Raw genomic sequence first — 14,782 nt, 5'->3', positions numbered from 1 at the left:
CGGCGCAGCGGCCAGCGCCCGCCCCCGCCTCGCCTCTACGGTGACAGGACACAAGGGGGGAAGGGTTGGGTGCATGAGCGTTCTGACGATCGACACGGACAGGTACACGGAGGCGGCGGAACTCGCCGCGGCGGCCGGCCGGGGGCTCGCGGACGCCGTCGCCTCGGCGGATGCCGTGCTCATGGGAACGGGCGGCATGGCGGGGTGGGACGCCCTGGGCACCGATTGGGCTGGGTCCTACGATCCCGCGGCCAGGGACGTCCTCGAGGCGGCCCGGGCCCTCGCGCTCGCATCGGCGGACTCAGCGCGGGCGTTGACGTTCTCGGCAGGCAACTACATCGCCGCCGAGCACGTGGCGTCCATGGGCCTCACGGCGCTCATCGAACCGCTCCTGCCGTCGTCGATGCCCGAGGCGACGTCGTCCTGCCTCCCCTCGGCCTGTGAAGCGCACGTGGCGCTGCCGCCGGAGTACTGGGACATCGTCGCGGGGGTGGCCGGCATCATGTGGCCCACGGGGGATCCGGCGCTCCTCAGGAGCGCAGCGGCTGCGTGGACCACGCTCGCCTCCGACGTCGAGCACAGGATCGGCGGCGGCACGCAGCTCGCGGAGGACGCGGTGGTCGGGTTGCTGGCGGAGGACCTCGCCCTCTTCCGCACCCGGAGTGCCATGGTGCGCGAGGCAGGCACTGCGATCGCGCTGTCCTCGCGGGACATCGCCGCGGGGTGCGAGGCCCTGGCAGGGGCGATCGAGACGGCGCACCAGGAACTGATCGACGAGACGCGCGCTTTCGCCGAGGACTGCCTTGAGATGCTGGCCGTCGGCGTGGCCTTGAGCTTCCTGACCTTGGGAGGGTCCGCAGCGATCACCTCCCTCATCGGGGTGGCGCGAACAGCACAGATGGTGATGAAGGTCCGTCAGACCATCGAACGTCTCACCGCGCTGGGCAGAGCCGCGGTCGTCGTCGCGAGCAGGCTTCCCGGAGCCGCGCGCCTCACCACCGGACTGCAGAGCCTGGCCCGCGGACCCTCGGCCCTGCGCATCACTGGCGGGACGGCAGGACGCGCGCTGCCGTCCTGGGCACCACCAACGTCCGCGGCCCTGTCGACACTCGCACCCGCGGTGCGGATCATCCGTCCGGTCGGAGCAGCGGGAGCACGCCTGCTGGACTCCAAGGCGGTGTCCGTCGCCCTGTCCAGCCCGGCTGCGCTCGTACGCGAGCAGCTCTCGCACCATGTGGGTCGGCGGGTCCTCGGTACCGCCGCCGGGCCCGGCGACGCGACGGAGCAGGTGCTCACGATGGCGGGCCGATCCGCGTCTCCGATGATCGTGCGCGCCGCCGCAGCAACGCAGATCGGAATCACGAGCAAGGAGCGATGGGACAACGCCACCGCTCTCGTGACCCTCCCCGCCTCACTCAAGGAGCGCTACGCGCCCGCCGCCCCCGGCACGCTCGCCCCCGCCGCCGGTGGTCCCGGCCGCCTCACAGCGGTGCGGCGATCTCCTGCGACCGGTCCCACGGCTGTGTCCAGCCGAGGCCCTCGAACATCGCATCCAGCAGCATCGCAGTGAATCCCCAGATGATCGCGTGCGGAGTGACGAAGGCAGGGGTGCGGCTCACGAACCCGTTGCGTCGGAGCACAGCGGTCCGGCGGTTCCCCGGTGCCAGAAGCGTGCTCACGGGGCACCGGAATACCGATTCGGACTCGGCGGCGTCGACCGCGTGGACGGCGGTCTGCTCACGCCACCACCCCAGCACCGGCGTGACCATGAAGTTGCTGACGGGAAGACCCACCTCGGGAAGGGACCCGAGGACGTCGACGCCCCTCGGGTCCAGGCCCGTCTCCTCCCGCGCCTCGCGAAGGGCCGCGCCCGCTTCGTCGGCGTCACCCGCGTCGATGCCGCCGCCGGGGAACGCCACCTGACCGGGATGGTTCGACAGCGTGGACGCGCGCATGACGAACAGGAGATCGAGATCCGTAGGACCGGGCCGCGAAACGAATGGCCCGGTTTCGTCGTCCTGACGCGGCGTGTCGACCGGCCCGGTGAACGGCGCGCCGAGCGGGGTGTCGAGCGGGGTGTCGAGCGGTGCGTCGTCCGGCGCGGGATACGCACGGTCACCCGACGGATCCTCCTCCGCCGCCCGTTCTCCGAACAGCACGAGCACGGCAGCACGGCGGCTCAGCTCCGGATCGAGCACGGCGAACTGCCAGCCGTCGGGGGCGAGGAGCGTCGCGTCAGGGCGGTCCATCGACCGGACCCACGACGTCAGCTCGTCACGGGCACTCACGGCCCGGGCTGCTTCATCGTCCCGAAGAACGTCGGAAGATCCATCCGGTCCGCCCCTGCCCGGATCAGGCACGCCTCAGGCACCGAGCCCGTGACCGGCCTCCCGGAGCTCCGCCCGGGTCCGCCCGTTCCTCATGAGCTCGAGGAGGTCCTCGCGCCCGGGCGCGAGCTCGTACTTGAGCAGTTTCGCAGCCTTCATCGGGTCGGTCTCGCCCTCCCCGAAGGCGGGGCACAGTGCCGCGACCGGACAGACGCCGCACGCGGGCTTCTTCGCATGGCAGATCCTCCGGCCGTGGAAGATGACCCGGTGGGAGAGCAGTGTCCAGTCCTTGCGCTCGAACAGCGGCCCCACCTCCAGTTCCACCTTCACCGGGTCGTCCGACGTCGTCCAGCGGAAGCGCCGCGACAATCGCCCGAAGTGCGTGTCCACCGAGATGCCGGGGGCGCCGAAAGCGTTGCCCAGCACCACGTTCGCTGTCTTCCGACCCACACCCGGGAGGGTCACGAGCTCCTCGAGTGTGGCTGGTACGTGGCCGTCGAACTCGTCGACGAGTCGGCGGGACAGCGCGAGCAGGCTGTTCGCCTTGGCGCGGTAGAAGCCGGTGGGCCGGATGATCTCCTGGAGCTCGAGCTCCTCCGCCTCGGACAGCGAGCGCGCGTCGGGGTACCGCTCGAACAGGGCCGGAGTGGTGAGGTTCACCCGGACATCGGTCGTCTGGGCGGACAGCACGGTCGCCACGAGCAGCTCGAAGGCGTTGCGGAAGTCCAGCTCCGCGACGGCGTACGGATAGGTCTCGCCCAGGATCCTGTTGATCTTCCTGGCCCGGCGCTTCAGCGCGACCGGCGATTCGTCCTGCGGTTTCGGCTTCACTGCACCCACTCGATCCCGTCCGTTCGGTCCTTCTACCGGCTCACCCGACTATCGATCTGTCCGCGTCACGACCCACCCGCCTCGCGACCCGTCCCGACAGGGCGCATCGCCCCATTGGCGGATTAGTCCCGCGGCGCCCGTTCGATGTTGCGCAGATCCCGCAGGATGCCGATCGCGCCGGTGCGCTTGTCCTGCACCAGGAACTCACGGCCGCGATCCTCGATGCCCACTTCCCAGTCCCCCGGCTGCAGGACGAAGATCTCGCGCCCGTTCTGCTCGTCGAACACGGGCCGTGGGGACCCGACGGCGAACCAGAACGCCTCGACGACGTCCTCCTCCTCGGCCGATCGCGTGGCCGTGATGGGCTCCTGCTGTGCACGGCCCTGCGTGGCGTCCTCCGTCGGCGTCTCATCGCGGATCGCCTCGTGGACTCTCGTCCGGTCCGTCACCGACCGGGAGTCGTCGACGTCGTGACCGCTGCCGAGGTCGGGTCCGTCGACGGCCGGGGCCTGATCTGCCTGGTTGCCGACGACGTCGTGGTGCTCGATGGGCTCGTCGCGGTCCTGGATGGGCCGGTAGCTCGCCGTCGCATCGTCCATCGCATCGCCGGAACCACGGGAATCACGGGCACCGACGGCGCTGGCGCCGTGGCCTGCATCGTGGTCCGTCCGGTCGGCGGTTGCGCCCGGTATTGGGTCCGCCTGTGTCGGTGCTCCGGTTGATCGACCGAGGCCGAACAGTCCGGCGCCCGTCGTACCGCGATCGCCTCCGGGTGCCTGACCGGTGAGTGCCTCACCCGACGGGGATCCGACTGCCGTCTCCTTCGACGGTGACGCAGTCTTCACGGGCTTCGCGGGCTTCGGCGGCCGCGGCCTCGCCGCGGTGATGGGACGGGCCAGCGGGTGGGCGGCGGACTCCGGCCGCTCCAGGAAGTCGTCCCGCACGACGGGCAGGTGCGGCCCGACGACGGTGGCTGCCACGAGCGCCAGGGATCCGAGCAGCGCGATGAAAGGGCCGATCTGGAACGCGGTGACGGTCTGCAGGAAGAAGAAGGTGGCTGCGAGCACTGCGGTGACCGAGGCGAACTGGTCCACCGAGAGGGACCCGACGCGCAGGCCCGAGCTGCCGAGGCGCCGGCCGGCCAGGAGCGCCAACGCGATCACAGGCAACAGCATGCCGACGCCGACGAAGAAGAGCGATGCGCTGCTCCAGAACGTCGTGTAGAGCACACGGCCGCCGACGAAAGGCAGGAGCGTGCCGATGAACATCAGCAGGACGCCCCCACCGAACACGAGTTCCCGCGTGGTGAAGGGCCCGAGGACCGCCTCGGACGGGCCCACGTGACTCGGCTCGGAGGCGGTGGTGTCGGCTGCGGCGCCCTGAGTATCGGAGATGCCGGGAGACGGGGCGGTTCCGGTGGTGCCGGACGGACCTGCAACCACCGTCGATGCCCCTGACGTGGTCGCGTCCGCGGCGGGCTGACCCACCGTCTGCCGGCCCTCGAGTGGTTCACTCATGTGGTACTCCCGTTCCTCGCGGCGGTCACCGGCGGTGCCGCCCGGCGTCGTTCAACTGATCCCACCCTAGCCACCGGCCCCGGCCTTCTCCACCAGGCGTCGTGGCGGTGGCGCCCATCCGCTCACCGCACAATCGGCGCAACTCGGCTAGGTGATGTGACGCCAGCCACAGGAGTGTCGGGTGGACTCGATAGTCTTCCGTCAGGCACGAGGTGGTGCGGGCGGCCCGCACGGCCCGTGCGCTCGAGCACTGCCGACCTTCATCATCACCGTCTTCGACACGCCACCAAAGGGGTAAGACCATGAACGCCGAGCGACAAGGCGACGCCTTCGAGAACCTGCTGCACGAGGAACGCCGCTTCCCCCCCAGCGCCGACTTCGCCGCGAACGCCGTCGCCCAGCCGTCCCTCTACGACGAGGCGCGCGCGCAGGGTGCGGAATTCTGGGCCGCGCAGGCCCGCGCGCTCCTGACGTGGGACACCGATTTCACCCAGACCCTGGACTGGTCGGACGCTCCCTTCGCCAAATGGTTCGTCGGAGGGACGATCAACGCCGCGTACAACGCGCTCGACCGCCACGTCGAGGCCGGGCTCGGTGACCGCGTGGCCATCCACTTCGAGGGTGAGCCCGGCGACACCCGCACCATCACCTATGCGGAGCTGACGCAGGAGGTCAAGAAGGCCGCGAACGCCTTCGAATCGCTCGGCGTGCAGAAGGGCGACCGCGTCGCGGTGTACCTGCCCATGATCCCCGAGGCCGTCGTCACCATGCTCGCGTGCGCGCGCATCGGGGCAGTGCACTCGGTGGTGTTCGGCGGGTTCTCCGCGGACGCCCTCCGCAGCCGCATCGACGACGCCGAGGCGAAGCTCGTCGTCACGTCCGACGGCACCTACCGGCGCGGCAAGCCCAGCGCCCTGAAGCCCGCGGTGGACGGCGCCCTCGAGAAGGACGGTCACACCGTCACGAATGTGGTCGTCGTGCGGCGCAACAACGAGCCCGTCGAGTGGACGGAGGGCCGGGACGTCTGGTGGCACGACGTCGTCGAGGGCGCCTCGGACGAGCACACCGCCGTCGCGCACGATGCCGAGCACCCCCTCTTCATCCTCTACACGTCCGGTACCACCGGGAAGCCCAAGGGGATCCTGCACACCACCGGCGGCTACCTCGCGCAGACCGCGTTCACGCACAGGAACACCTTCGACCTCCGGCCGGAGACGGACGTATTCTGGTGCACCGCGGACATCGGCTGGGTGACGGGCCACAGCTATGTCACCTACGCGCCGCTGGTGAACGGCGCCACGCAGCTCATGTACGAGGGGACGCCGGACACCCCGCACCAGGGCCGGTGGTGGGAGCTGATCGAGAAGTACAAGGTCAGCATCCTGTACACGGCCCCGACGGCCATCCGCACGTTCATGAAGTGGGGCCGGGACATCCCGAAGAAGTACGACCTCACCTCGATCCGCGTACTCGGCTCCGTCGGGGAGCCCATCAACCCCGAGGCCTGGATGTGGTACCGCGAGGTCATCGGCGGCGGCAACGCGCCGATCGTCGATACGTGGTGGCAGACCGAGACGGGCGCGCACATGATCGCCCCCATGCCCGGGGTCACCGCGACCAAGCCCGGCTCGGCGCAGGTGGCGGTCCCCGGCATCGCGATCGACGTCGTCGACGAGATGGGCGAATCGGTGCCGAACGGCTCCGGCGGCTATCTCGTGATCCGCGAACCGTGGCCGTCGATGCTGCGCGGCATCTGGGGCGACCCGCAGCGGTTCAAGGACACCTACTGGTCGCGGTTCGACGCCATGTACTTCGCGGGCGACGGCGCCAAGAAGGACAGCGACGGCGACATCTGGCTCCTGGGCAGGGTGGACGACGTCATGAACATCTCGGGCCATCGCCTCTCGACCACCGAGATCGAGTCGGCGCTCGTGAGCCACCCGTCGGTGGCGGAGGCCGCCGTCGTCGGGGCGAGTGACGAGACGACCGGTGAGGCGGTGGTCGCGTTCGTGATCCTCCGCGGATCCGCGAAGGACGACGACGACATCGTCACGACGCTGCGGAACCACGTGGCGAAGGAGATCGGCCCCATCGCGAAGCCGCGGAACATCCTGGTGGTCCCGGAACTGCCGAAGACCCGCAGCGGGAAGATCATGCGCCGCCTGCTCAAGGACGTCGCGGAGGGCCGGGAGGTCGGCGACGCCACGACGCTGTCCGATCCGACGATCATGCAGCAGATCGCAGTCTCCCTGCGGAAGTAGCCGAACTGCGGAAGTAGGCGAACACGCGAAAGGCCCCCGCGCAGGCGGGGGCCTTTCGCGTGTCAGGTCCGGATCAGCCGATGGTGGCGTCGACCGTGACCTCGATGTTGCCGCGCGTGGCATTCGAGTAGGGGCACACCTGGTGGGCCTGCTCCACGAGGGAGTCCGCCATATCCTGGTCCACGCCGCCGATCTCCGCGTGCAGGGCCACGGCGAGCTGGAAACCTCCGCCGTCGACCGGGTTGATGCTGACCTCGGCGGTGACCGCGGTGTCGCTGATCTTCGCCCTGCTGCGGCCCGCGACGAGCTTCAGGGCGCTGTGGAAGCAGGCGGCGTAGCCGACGGCGAAGAGCTGCTCGGGGTTGGTGGCGCCGCCTGCCCCGCCCATCTCCTTGGGGACGGCGAGGTCGACGACGAGCTGGCCGTCGTCGGTACGCGCTTCTCCGTTGCGTCCATCTCCTGTTGCAGTGGCCACTGCGGTGTAGAGAGCACTCATGGTGTCGATCCTTTCGTCCCGGCGGCTCAGGTGGCCGCTCCCTAGTAGACTAACCAGTAACTCTACTCAGGTGAAATCTGATGCGGGGTTGCGAGCAATCGATGGGAAGGATCAGTCATGCCGCTTCAGGTACCCGTGCGGGAGCGCATCCTCGCGTCCGCCACGCGACTCTTCGACACCACCAGCATCCGGGCCGTCAGTGCGGACAAGGTGATTGCCGACGCCGCCACCACGAAGGTCACGTTCTACCGGCACTACCCCTCGAAGGACCACCTGGTGGTCGCCTATCTCGAGCAACAGCTCGGGCTGCTCCAGAACGCCGTGGAGCAGCAGGTGAGGGCGGGCCGCGATGCCTGCAGCCTGCTCGAGTGGCTGGCCGAGGCCAATGGGAAGGCCGCCTGCCGGCCCGGGTTCCGCGGGTGCGTCTTCATCAACGCCGCGGCGGAGTACCCGGCCGAGGGCGGTGCGGTGCGCGACGCCGTCTGGCGGTACAGGGCGTGGCTCCACGCGGTGGTGACGGAACAGCTGACCACGCTAGGGGTGGAGGCACCCGAGGCTGTGGCGCATCAACTGATCATGCTGCGCGACGGCGCCATGGTGCACGGTTTCATGAGCGATCCGACGGCCGTGACCGCATCCCTCCTGACGGCCGGCCGCGCTCTCGTCGGCGCTCACAGGTCTGCGCGTCCACCCCTGTGACCTTCGTCCTGAAACGTGGCCCCGGCGCGCCGGCGAGAGGAAGATATCAGCGTGTCCACAACCCTTCAGCAGCCTCCCGTCACGAACCCCCGCATGGCCCGCCGCGTCGCCGGAGCCTCCTTCGTGGGGACAGCCCTCGAGTCCTATGACTTCTACGTGTTCGGCACCGCCGCCGCGCTCGTGTTCAACGTCGTCTTCTTCAGCGAGCAGGATCCCCTGGCAGGGACCCTCTCGGCCTTCCTCGTGTTCGCCATGGGGTTCGTCGCCCGCCCGCTCGGCGCCATCCTCTTCGGGCACCTCGGGGACAGGATCGGCCGCAAACGCACCCTGATCTGGACCATCACCCTCATGGGCCTCGCGACGGGCACCGTGGGCCTGCTGCCCGACTACACCACCATCGGCATCTGGGCGCCCATCATCCTCACCGCGCTGCGCTTCCTGCAGGGACTCTCGCTGGGAGGCGAGTGGGGCGGCTCCATCCTGATCGCCACCGAGCACGCCGAACCCCGCAAGCGGGCGCTGTACGCATCGATCCCCCAGCTCGGCTCCCCCGTGGGCACCATGCTGATCTCGGCCATCTTCCTGGTGCTGACGGTCGTGGCCCCGGACATCATGACCACCTGGGGCTGGCGCATCCCGTTCCTGCTCGCGTTCCCGTTCCTCGCCGTCGCCCTCTACCTGCGCCTGGCCATCGACGAGACACCCGTGTTCAAGCAGGCGAGCGAGGGGCACCAACTGCCCCGCATCCCCTTCCTCGAGGTCCTGAGGTCGCAGCCGGCCGCGATCGTCGTCGCCATCGCCGCAGCGGTCCTCGGCATCGGCTCCTACTTCCTCATGGTCACCTACACCCAGGCCTACGGAACCGAGACGCTCGGCCTCTCCCAGGCCACGGTGCTCAACGCCGCCCTCATCGGGTCGATCCTCCAGCTCGGCACCATCCCGGCGTTCGGCTACCTCGCGATGCGCATCGGCTCCGCGAAGGTCGTCGCCGGCGGGGCCCTCGGGACGGCCGTGATCGCCTTCCCGCTGTACTGGATCATCAGCATCGCGACCGAGCCGATGTACATCGCCGCGATCATCCTCGGAGGCATCCTGCCGACGGCGAGCTGGGCCGCCCTCGGCGGCCTCATGGCGGACATCTTCGAGCCGACGACGGCGTACACCGCCCTCTCCTTCGCCTACAGCATCGCCGCGATCATCGCCGGATTCGCGCCGTCCATCACCCAGCAGTTCGGCATCGCCACCGACGGCGCGTGGTGGCACCCCGGCGTCGTCCTCGCGGTGATGAGCCTCGTGACCGTGGCAGGGGCGCTCGGCGCCGTGCGCCTGCGCGCCCGCCTCGTCGCGGATGCCGGCGCCTGAGCCCACGCGCCGGCGCAGCACGGGTGCGGCATAGTTGAGGCATGACGCCGCCCGCACCCTCCATCCTCGTGGTCAACGGACCGAACCTGAACCTGCTGGGCACCAGGGAACCGGACGTCTACGGGACGGCGACCCTGGACGACGTGCTGCGTGTGGCCGAGGAGGCAGCCCGTGCGAGGGGGTGCACCACGACGGCCGTGCAGTCCAACCACGAGGGCGTGCTGATCGATGCCATCCACGCCGCGCGGTCGACGTCCGCGGGCATCGTCATCAACGCGGGCGCCTTCACGCACACCTCGATCGCCATCAGGGACGCCCTGGCCGGCGTCGGCCTGCCCGTGGTCGAGGTGCACATCAGCAACGTGCACCGGCGTGAGGACTTCCGTCATCACTCCTACATCTCGGGCGTGGCCGACGCCGTGATCGTCGGTGCGGGCGTGGACGGGTACCGCCTCGCCGTCGATCACCTCGCCTCGACACTGGTGCCGGCGGGCGGCGCCGGCAGCGCATCGTTCCCGGAACGTTAGACCCGGACGGGCGACGCCGCGCGGGGGCGACGGCGGTGATAGGGCACGATGGTCCTATGACGGACATCACCCCTGAGGACGGCGCGACCGGCCTGCCCCTGAATCCCGACGCTCCCCTGCTCGAGGTGCGCAACCTCGCCGTGAGCTTCCGGACCACGCACGGCGAGGTCCATGCCGTCGAGGACGCCAGTTTCACGCTGCAGCGCGGCAGCGCGCTCGCGATCGTCGGGGAGTCGGGATCCGGCAAGTCCACCACGGCCATGGCCTGCATCGGCCTGCTCCCGGGCAACGGCCGGGTCACGTCCGGCAGCATCCTCTTCGAGGGCCAGGACCTCGTGGGTCTGGCCGAGTCGAAGATGCGCTCCATCCGCGGCCGCGCGATCGGACTCGTGCCACAGGACCCGATGTCCAACCTCAACCCGGTCACGAAGATCGGCACGCAGGTCGCCGAGACGCTCCTCGTCCACGGCATGGCGACGAAGAAGAACGTCAAGCAGCGGGTCATCGACGTGCTGACCGCGGCGGGACTGCCCGACGCCGGTGAGCGCGCCAAGCAGTACCCGCACGAGTTCTCGGGCGGCATGCGCCAGCGGGCGCTCATCGCGATCGGCCTCGCGTGCCAGCCGCGCCTGCTGATCGCGGACGAGCCGACGTCGGCCCTCGACGTGACGGTGCAGCGCACCATCCTGGACCAGATCGACTCGATGACCGAGCATCTCGGTACGTCCGTGCTGCTCATCACGCACGACCTCGGTCTCGCCGCCGAGCGCGCCTCCCAGCTCGTGGTGATGCACCGCGGCCGCGTGGTCGAGGTGGGTCCGGCGCAGCAGCTGCTGAACGATCCGCAGCACCCGTACACCCAGTCCCTGGTCAAGGCGGCACCGAGCGTGGCGGCCGTCCGCCTGCGCCCCGGCGCCTTCACGACCGACGCCGCGTCCCGCCTCAAGCTCGCCGAGGCCGTCTACGCGGAGCACGAAGCAGATCGCGACGGCGCCGCGACCACCGATCGGGCTGCGAGCACTGACGTGTCCTCGGATGCAGCTGCGCCCGCAGAGCGGACCGGTTCCGGCGCCCATGCGGCGACGACGTCGTCCGACCGCCCGACCGGCGCGCCCGCCGCTGCCGCTCACACCCCTCCCGCGAACATCGTGGAGCTCCGCGACCTGACGAAGATCTACAAGCGGCGCGGCAGCAAGGAGGACTTCTACGCGGCGAAAAACGTGACGCTCGATGTCCCGCGCGGGCAGACCGTCGCGATCGTGGGCGAATCGGGCTCGGGCAAGACGACGACGGCGCGCATGCTGCTCAAGCTCATCGAGCCGACGTCGGGGACCATGACCTTCGACGGCATGGACGTCGCCACCCTGGACAAGGCGCAGCTCAACGACTTCCGGCAGCGCGTCCAGCCGATCTTCCAGGACCCGTACTCCTCGCTGAACCCGATGTTCACCATCGAGCGCATCGTCGAGGAACCCCTCAACGCGTACAAGCGCGGCTCGAAGAAGGAGCGCTCGGCCAGGGTCCGGGAACTGATGGACCAGGTCTCCCTCCCCCAGAACGCGCTGCGGCGCTACCCGGCGGAGCTCTCCGGCGGGCAGCGGCAGCGTGTGGCGATCGCCCGGGCCCTCGCGCTGCAGCCGGAACTGATCGTGTGCGACGAGCCCGTCTCCGCGCTCGACGTCCTGGTGCAGGCGCAGATCCTCACGCTGCTGGGTGACCTGCAGTCCGAACTCGGTCTCAGCTACCTGTTCATCTCCCACGACCTCGCCGTGGTGCGCCTCATCTCCGACTACGTCTGCGTGATGAAGGACGGCGAACTGGTGGAGGCCGCGAGTTCCGAGGAGGTCTTCCAGAACGCGCGCCACCCGTACACGCGGAAGCTCCTCGCGTCGATCCCGGGGAACGAGCTCAACATCGAGCAGGACATCGCCTCGTAGCGTCCCCCGCCAGGCCCCGAACCGCCGAGAATCGGGTGGCCCGGATCGATCACCAGTCGATCCGGGCGAAGGCCTCCCGCAGCCCCTGCCCGCGCGCGGGGTTGAGATGGCACACCCAGGCGATCCTGCCCGCGACGTGCTCGCGGAACGCCGGGTGGCCGCGTCGTTGGGACTCCACCCCATGCACGCGGCAGTTGTGCAGGATCGCCCTCAGGCGGTCGTACTCCGCGCGCGTCACGTTGGGGTGCGCATTGACGACGACGCCGGTCACCGACTGCCGGACGGACGCCCCGCGGATGCGCGTCTTGGTCCGGTTCACCGCATACCCCTCGTCCGCGACGATGCGCTCCACGCCGCGGACGAAGGCGTCGGCCCGCCGGCGCAGACCCGCGGGGCCGCTGAAGGCGAGATCGTCCGCATACCGCGTATAGACGCCGCCGGCGCGCTCGGCCCAGCCGGTCAGCCGTGCGTCGAGCCGTCGCACGGCGAGATTCGCGAGGGCGGGCGACGACGGCGCACCCTGTGGTAGGTGGGGTGCGCGCAACGCCTGCAGCAGTGCGAAGCGGTCGGCGGGCGTACCGCCGTCCGGCATGGCCCGCAGCACGGCCTCGGGCACGGAGTGCGTGCAGAGGCCCGTGATCGTGTGCGCTGTCGCCTCCGGGTACCCGGCCCGGCGCAGCGCACCGAAGACGCGCCCCGGGGTGACGTGCGCGAAGAACGCGGTGAGGTCCAGGGAGATCACCACCTCGGCGCCCGCGTGCGGCGCGGCGTTGCTCCGGGCGCTGCGACCGGGAACGAACCCGTGGGCAGCCGGGTGCAGGGGCAAGGGCGTGAGGATGCGGTCGAGCACCCGGCGCTGCACCGTCCGGAGCCGGAGGCCCGGCACTTCGAGGAGCCGCGGCACGCGACCCGGCCGGACACGCCACACGCAGCGGTAGTGCCTCAGTGCGTCGTCGCCCTCCCGACGGTTCCAGAGGCGGGTGTCCGCGAACCAGTCCAGCTCCCCCGGCGTCAGGCGCAGCTCGCGGGCCAGCCAGGCCAGGTCCGCGGCATCGGTACCGCCGGGTCCCGGCCCGTCGTAGTGGACTGCGTCCGAGGCCGAAACCGTTCCCGAGGCCGGAACCGAGTCCGAGGCCGGTGCCGACGACGGCTCTCCCGACGGCTCGAGAAGGAACCGCTCGGGGCGGATCGGCTCACCGCGCCGCGCCGCCTTCGCCACCGCGGTGGTGAACACCGGCTGCGCGAGGATCCAGCTGGCCAGCTCGCGGCGGGCGCCCGAGGGGTGCCGCGGGTAGCCCGAGAGCACCGCACGCACCAGCGGGCCGAGCCAGCGCCGCCGCGCCCCGAGGATCAGGGCACCCGCGGCGACGAGATGCTCCCGCTCCCACTCGGCAGCCTCGAGGAAGGCCGTCGCGAGGAGATGGGCGAGGCCGTCGGCTCCCGGTGACGGCTGGCGGGCGAGGACCTGCGACGCGGGCGTGACGCTCCCGCCTCCGCGCGGAAAAGGCGGGCGGGTGCCACCGGCCGCCGTCGACTCCGTGCTGTCCGTGGCTCCCCCTCGGTCCTCGCGATCGTGCGACGGGCCCCGGCCGACCTGCCTCCTGTTCGGGCGCTGAGCTGCGCGGAGCGCAGTCGGGCGCCTGAGGTGCTCCGGTCCTGGTCGGTCTGCGTGCCCCGGGGTAACCCCGGAGAGGACCACGCACAGCATGCGCGATCCGCCTCGGCCGGGGCCCGTCGGGCTCACCCTAGCAAGGGGCTCCCCCGGCGAGCTGTACCAGCACCCGGTGGGCGCATAGATTGGCGTCAGCACTGAACAGACGAGCGAACGGCGGGACGTCCATGAAGACCGGAACAGCACAGGGAACGACGACGCCGGAGGCGTGGCCCGCGCTGCGCGTCGCGGACTGGGCGGACACCCGGGCGACCCTCCACATGTGGCTGCAGGTGGTGGGCAAGGTCCGCATGCTGCACGCCCCCCTCGTCAACCACTGGTGGCAGGTGCCCCTCTACGTGACGCCGCGCGGTCTCGGGACGTCCTCCATCCCCTACCGCGGCGGGCTGTTCGACCTCGAGTTCGACGTCGTCGCGCACCAGCTCGTGGTGCGCAGCAGCTCGGGCGGGCACCGTACGGTCCCCCTCGAGCCGCAGTCCGTGGCCCGCTTCCACGAGCGCGTCATGGCGGCACTCGCGGAGCTCGACATCGATGCGCCGATCCGGCCCGTGCCCACCGAGGTGGACCCCGCGGTGCCGTTCGCCGAGGACCACCACAACGACTCCTACGACGGCGACGCGGTCGCGGCGTTCTGGCGGCAGCTCATGCAGGCGGACCGCGTGATGACCCTCTTCCGCGCCGAGTTCCTCGGTAAGGTCAGCCCGGTGCACTTCTTCTGGGGCGCCATGGACCTCGCCTGCACGCGCTTCTCCGGCAGGCCCGCCCCGACGCACCCGGGTGGAGCCCCGAACTGCGGGGACTGGGTCATGGTGGAGGGCTACTCCCACGAACTCTCGAGCTGCGGGTTCTGGCCCGGCGGAGGGGAGGAGGGCGCGTTCTACTCCTACGCGTACCCGGAACCGGAGGGCTACAAGGACACCCCCATCGACGTCGAGGGCGCCTTCTACAGCGAGGAGTTCCGCCAGTTCCTGCTGCCCTACGAGGCCGTGCGGACGTCCGCGGACCCCGACGCCACCGCCCTCGCGTTCTTCCGCGCCACCTACCGCGCGGCCGAGACCACGGGTTCGTGGGACGAGGGCCTCGTCATCGACCCCCACCGGCTCGACCAGCACGCCCGCCCCTAGGACCGCTCGACCGCACGACGGCGCGGTGC

Annotated in this window: 12 protein-coding genes; 7 read left to right on the top strand and 5 right to left on the bottom strand. The window is 70.5% G+C overall.

Features of this window, described 5'->3' with window-relative positions:
• Nucleotides 1-73: 73 nt before the first annotated feature.
• Nucleotides 74-1,570: a WXG100-like domain-containing protein gene (locus AC4D12_RS01940; protein WP_490948099.1), complete on the top strand. Its 1,497-nt coding sequence runs from the start codon at nt 74-76 to the stop codon at nt 1,568-1,570.
• Here the strand turns inward: AC4D12_RS01940 and AC4D12_RS01935 are convergent.
• From AC4D12_RS01935 to AC4D12_RS01925, 3 genes are all read right to left on the bottom strand, one after another.
• The gene (locus AC4D12_RS01935) at nt 1,482-2,288 is read right to left on the bottom strand and encodes an NUDIX hydrolase (RefSeq protein ID WP_490948098.1); all 807 of its coding nucleotides are present in this window, start codon (nt 2,286-2,288) and stop codon (nt 1,482-1,484) included. The two genes, AC4D12_RS01940 and AC4D12_RS01935, sit on opposite strands and share 89 nt — an antisense overlap.
• Nucleotides 2,289-2,363: 75 nt before the next feature.
• The gene (gene nth, locus AC4D12_RS01930; RefSeq protein WP_490948097.1) at nt 2,364-3,158 is read right to left on the bottom strand and encodes an endonuclease III; all 795 of its coding nucleotides are present in this window, start codon (nt 3,156-3,158) and stop codon (nt 2,364-2,366) included.
• 122 nt (nt 3,159-3,280) lie between these two features.
• Nucleotides 3,281-4,675, bottom strand: a complete 1,395-nt coding sequence (locus AC4D12_RS01925) for a hypothetical protein (protein WP_490948096.1) — start codon at nt 4,673-4,675, stop codon at nt 3,281-3,283.
• Between the two features lie 302 nt (nt 4,676-4,977).
• Between AC4D12_RS01925 and acs the strand changes: the two genes are divergently transcribed.
• Nucleotides 4,978-6,936, top strand: coding sequence for an acetate--CoA ligase (acs, locus tag AC4D12_RS01920; RefSeq protein ID WP_490948095.1), 1,959 nt, complete (start codon nt 4,978-4,980; stop codon nt 6,934-6,936).
• Nucleotides 6,937-7,009: 73 nt separating this feature from the next.
• Here the strand turns inward: acs and AC4D12_RS01915 are convergent, their stop codons facing one another.
• Nucleotides 7,010-7,432 (bottom strand): organic hydroperoxide resistance protein, encoded by a 423-nt coding sequence (locus AC4D12_RS01915; RefSeq protein WP_490948094.1) that lies wholly within the window; start codon nt 7,430-7,432, stop codon nt 7,010-7,012.
• A gap of 117 nt (nt 7,433-7,549) precedes the next feature.
• On the opposite strand from AC4D12_RS01915, the gene AC4D12_RS01910 reads away from it, so the two are divergent.
• From AC4D12_RS01910 to AC4D12_RS01895, 4 genes are read left to right on the top strand one after another with little or no spacing between them, the layout of a single operon-like run.
• Nucleotides 7,550-8,131 carry a TetR/AcrR family transcriptional regulator gene (locus AC4D12_RS01910; protein WP_490948093.1) on the top strand — a complete coding sequence of 194 codons (582 nt, stop codon included), beginning with the start codon at nt 7,550-7,552 and terminating at the stop codon, nt 8,129-8,131.
• A gap of 51 nt (nt 8,132-8,182) precedes the next feature.
• Nucleotides 8,183-9,493 carry an MFS transporter gene (locus AC4D12_RS01905; RefSeq protein WP_490948092.1) on the top strand — a complete coding sequence of 437 codons (1,311 nt, stop codon included), beginning with the start codon at nt 8,183-8,185 and terminating at the stop codon, nt 9,491-9,493.
• 41 nt (nt 9,494-9,534) lie between these two features.
• Nucleotides 9,535-10,020: a type II 3-dehydroquinate dehydratase gene (gene aroQ / locus AC4D12_RS01900; RefSeq protein WP_490948091.1), complete on the top strand. Its 486-nt coding sequence runs from the start codon at nt 9,535-9,537 to the stop codon at nt 10,018-10,020.
• 56 nt (nt 10,021-10,076) lie between these two features.
• On the top strand, nt 10,077-11,957 hold the full coding sequence (locus AC4D12_RS01895) for a dipeptide ABC transporter ATP-binding protein (protein WP_490948090.1): 1,881 nt from the start codon (nt 10,077-10,079) through the stop codon (nt 11,955-11,957).
• A 49-nt stretch (nt 11,958-12,006) separates the two neighbouring features.
• Here AC4D12_RS01895 and AC4D12_RS01890 read toward each other — a convergent pair whose 3' ends face one another.
• On the bottom strand, nt 12,007-13,665 hold the full coding sequence (locus tag AC4D12_RS01890) for a reverse transcriptase family protein (protein ID WP_490948089.1): 1,659 nt from the start codon (nt 13,663-13,665) through the stop codon (nt 12,007-12,009).
• A 131-nt stretch (nt 13,666-13,796) separates the two neighbouring features.
• Between AC4D12_RS01890 and AC4D12_RS01885 the strand changes: the two genes are divergently transcribed.
• Entirely contained in the window at nt 13,797-14,753 is a 957-nt protein-coding gene (locus AC4D12_RS01885) for a DUF5996 family protein (protein ID WP_490948088.1), read from the top strand.
• The last annotated feature ends 29 nt before the right edge of the window (nt 14,754-14,782 follow it).

Source organism: Arthrobacter sp. TJ-266, from assembly GCF_058269115.1.
Note: the sequence above shows the minus strand (reverse complement) of the source record. Positions and strands in the feature narration are given on the sequence as shown.

What these genes read in the sequence shown, in the direction of transcription:
- AC4D12_RS01940 (WP_490948099.1), top strand. Translation starts at nt 74, where the DNA reads ATGAGCGTTCTGACGATCGACACGGACAGGTACACGGAGGCGGCGGAA.
- AC4D12_RS01925 (WP_490948096.1), bottom strand. Translation starts at nt 4,675, where the DNA reads ATGAGTGAACCACTCGAGGGCCGGCAGACGGTGGGTCAGCCCGCCGCG.
- acs (WP_490948095.1), top strand. Translation starts at nt 4,978, where the DNA reads ATGAACGCCGAGCGACAAGGCGACGCCTTCGAGAACCTGCTGCACGAG.
- AC4D12_RS01915 (WP_490948094.1), bottom strand. Translation starts at nt 7,432, where the DNA reads ATGAGTGCTCTCTACACCGCAGTGGCCACTGCAACAGGAGATGGACGC.
- AC4D12_RS01910 (WP_490948093.1), top strand. Translation starts at nt 7,550, where the DNA reads ATGCCGCTTCAGGTACCCGTGCGGGAGCGCATCCTCGCGTCCGCCACG.
- aroQ (WP_490948091.1), top strand. Translation starts at nt 9,535, where the DNA reads ATGACGCCGCCCGCACCCTCCATCCTCGTGGTCAACGGACCGAACCTG.
- AC4D12_RS01895 (WP_490948090.1), top strand. Translation starts at nt 10,077, where the DNA reads ATGACGGACATCACCCCTGAGGACGGCGCGACCGGCCTGCCCCTGAAT.
- AC4D12_RS01890 (WP_490948089.1), bottom strand. Translation starts at nt 13,665, where the DNA reads ATGCTGTGCGTGGTCCTCTCCGGGGTTACCCCGGGGCACGCAGACCGA.
- AC4D12_RS01885 (WP_490948088.1), top strand. Translation starts at nt 13,797, where the DNA reads ATGAAGACCGGAACAGCACAGGGAACGACGACGCCGGAGGCGTGGCCC.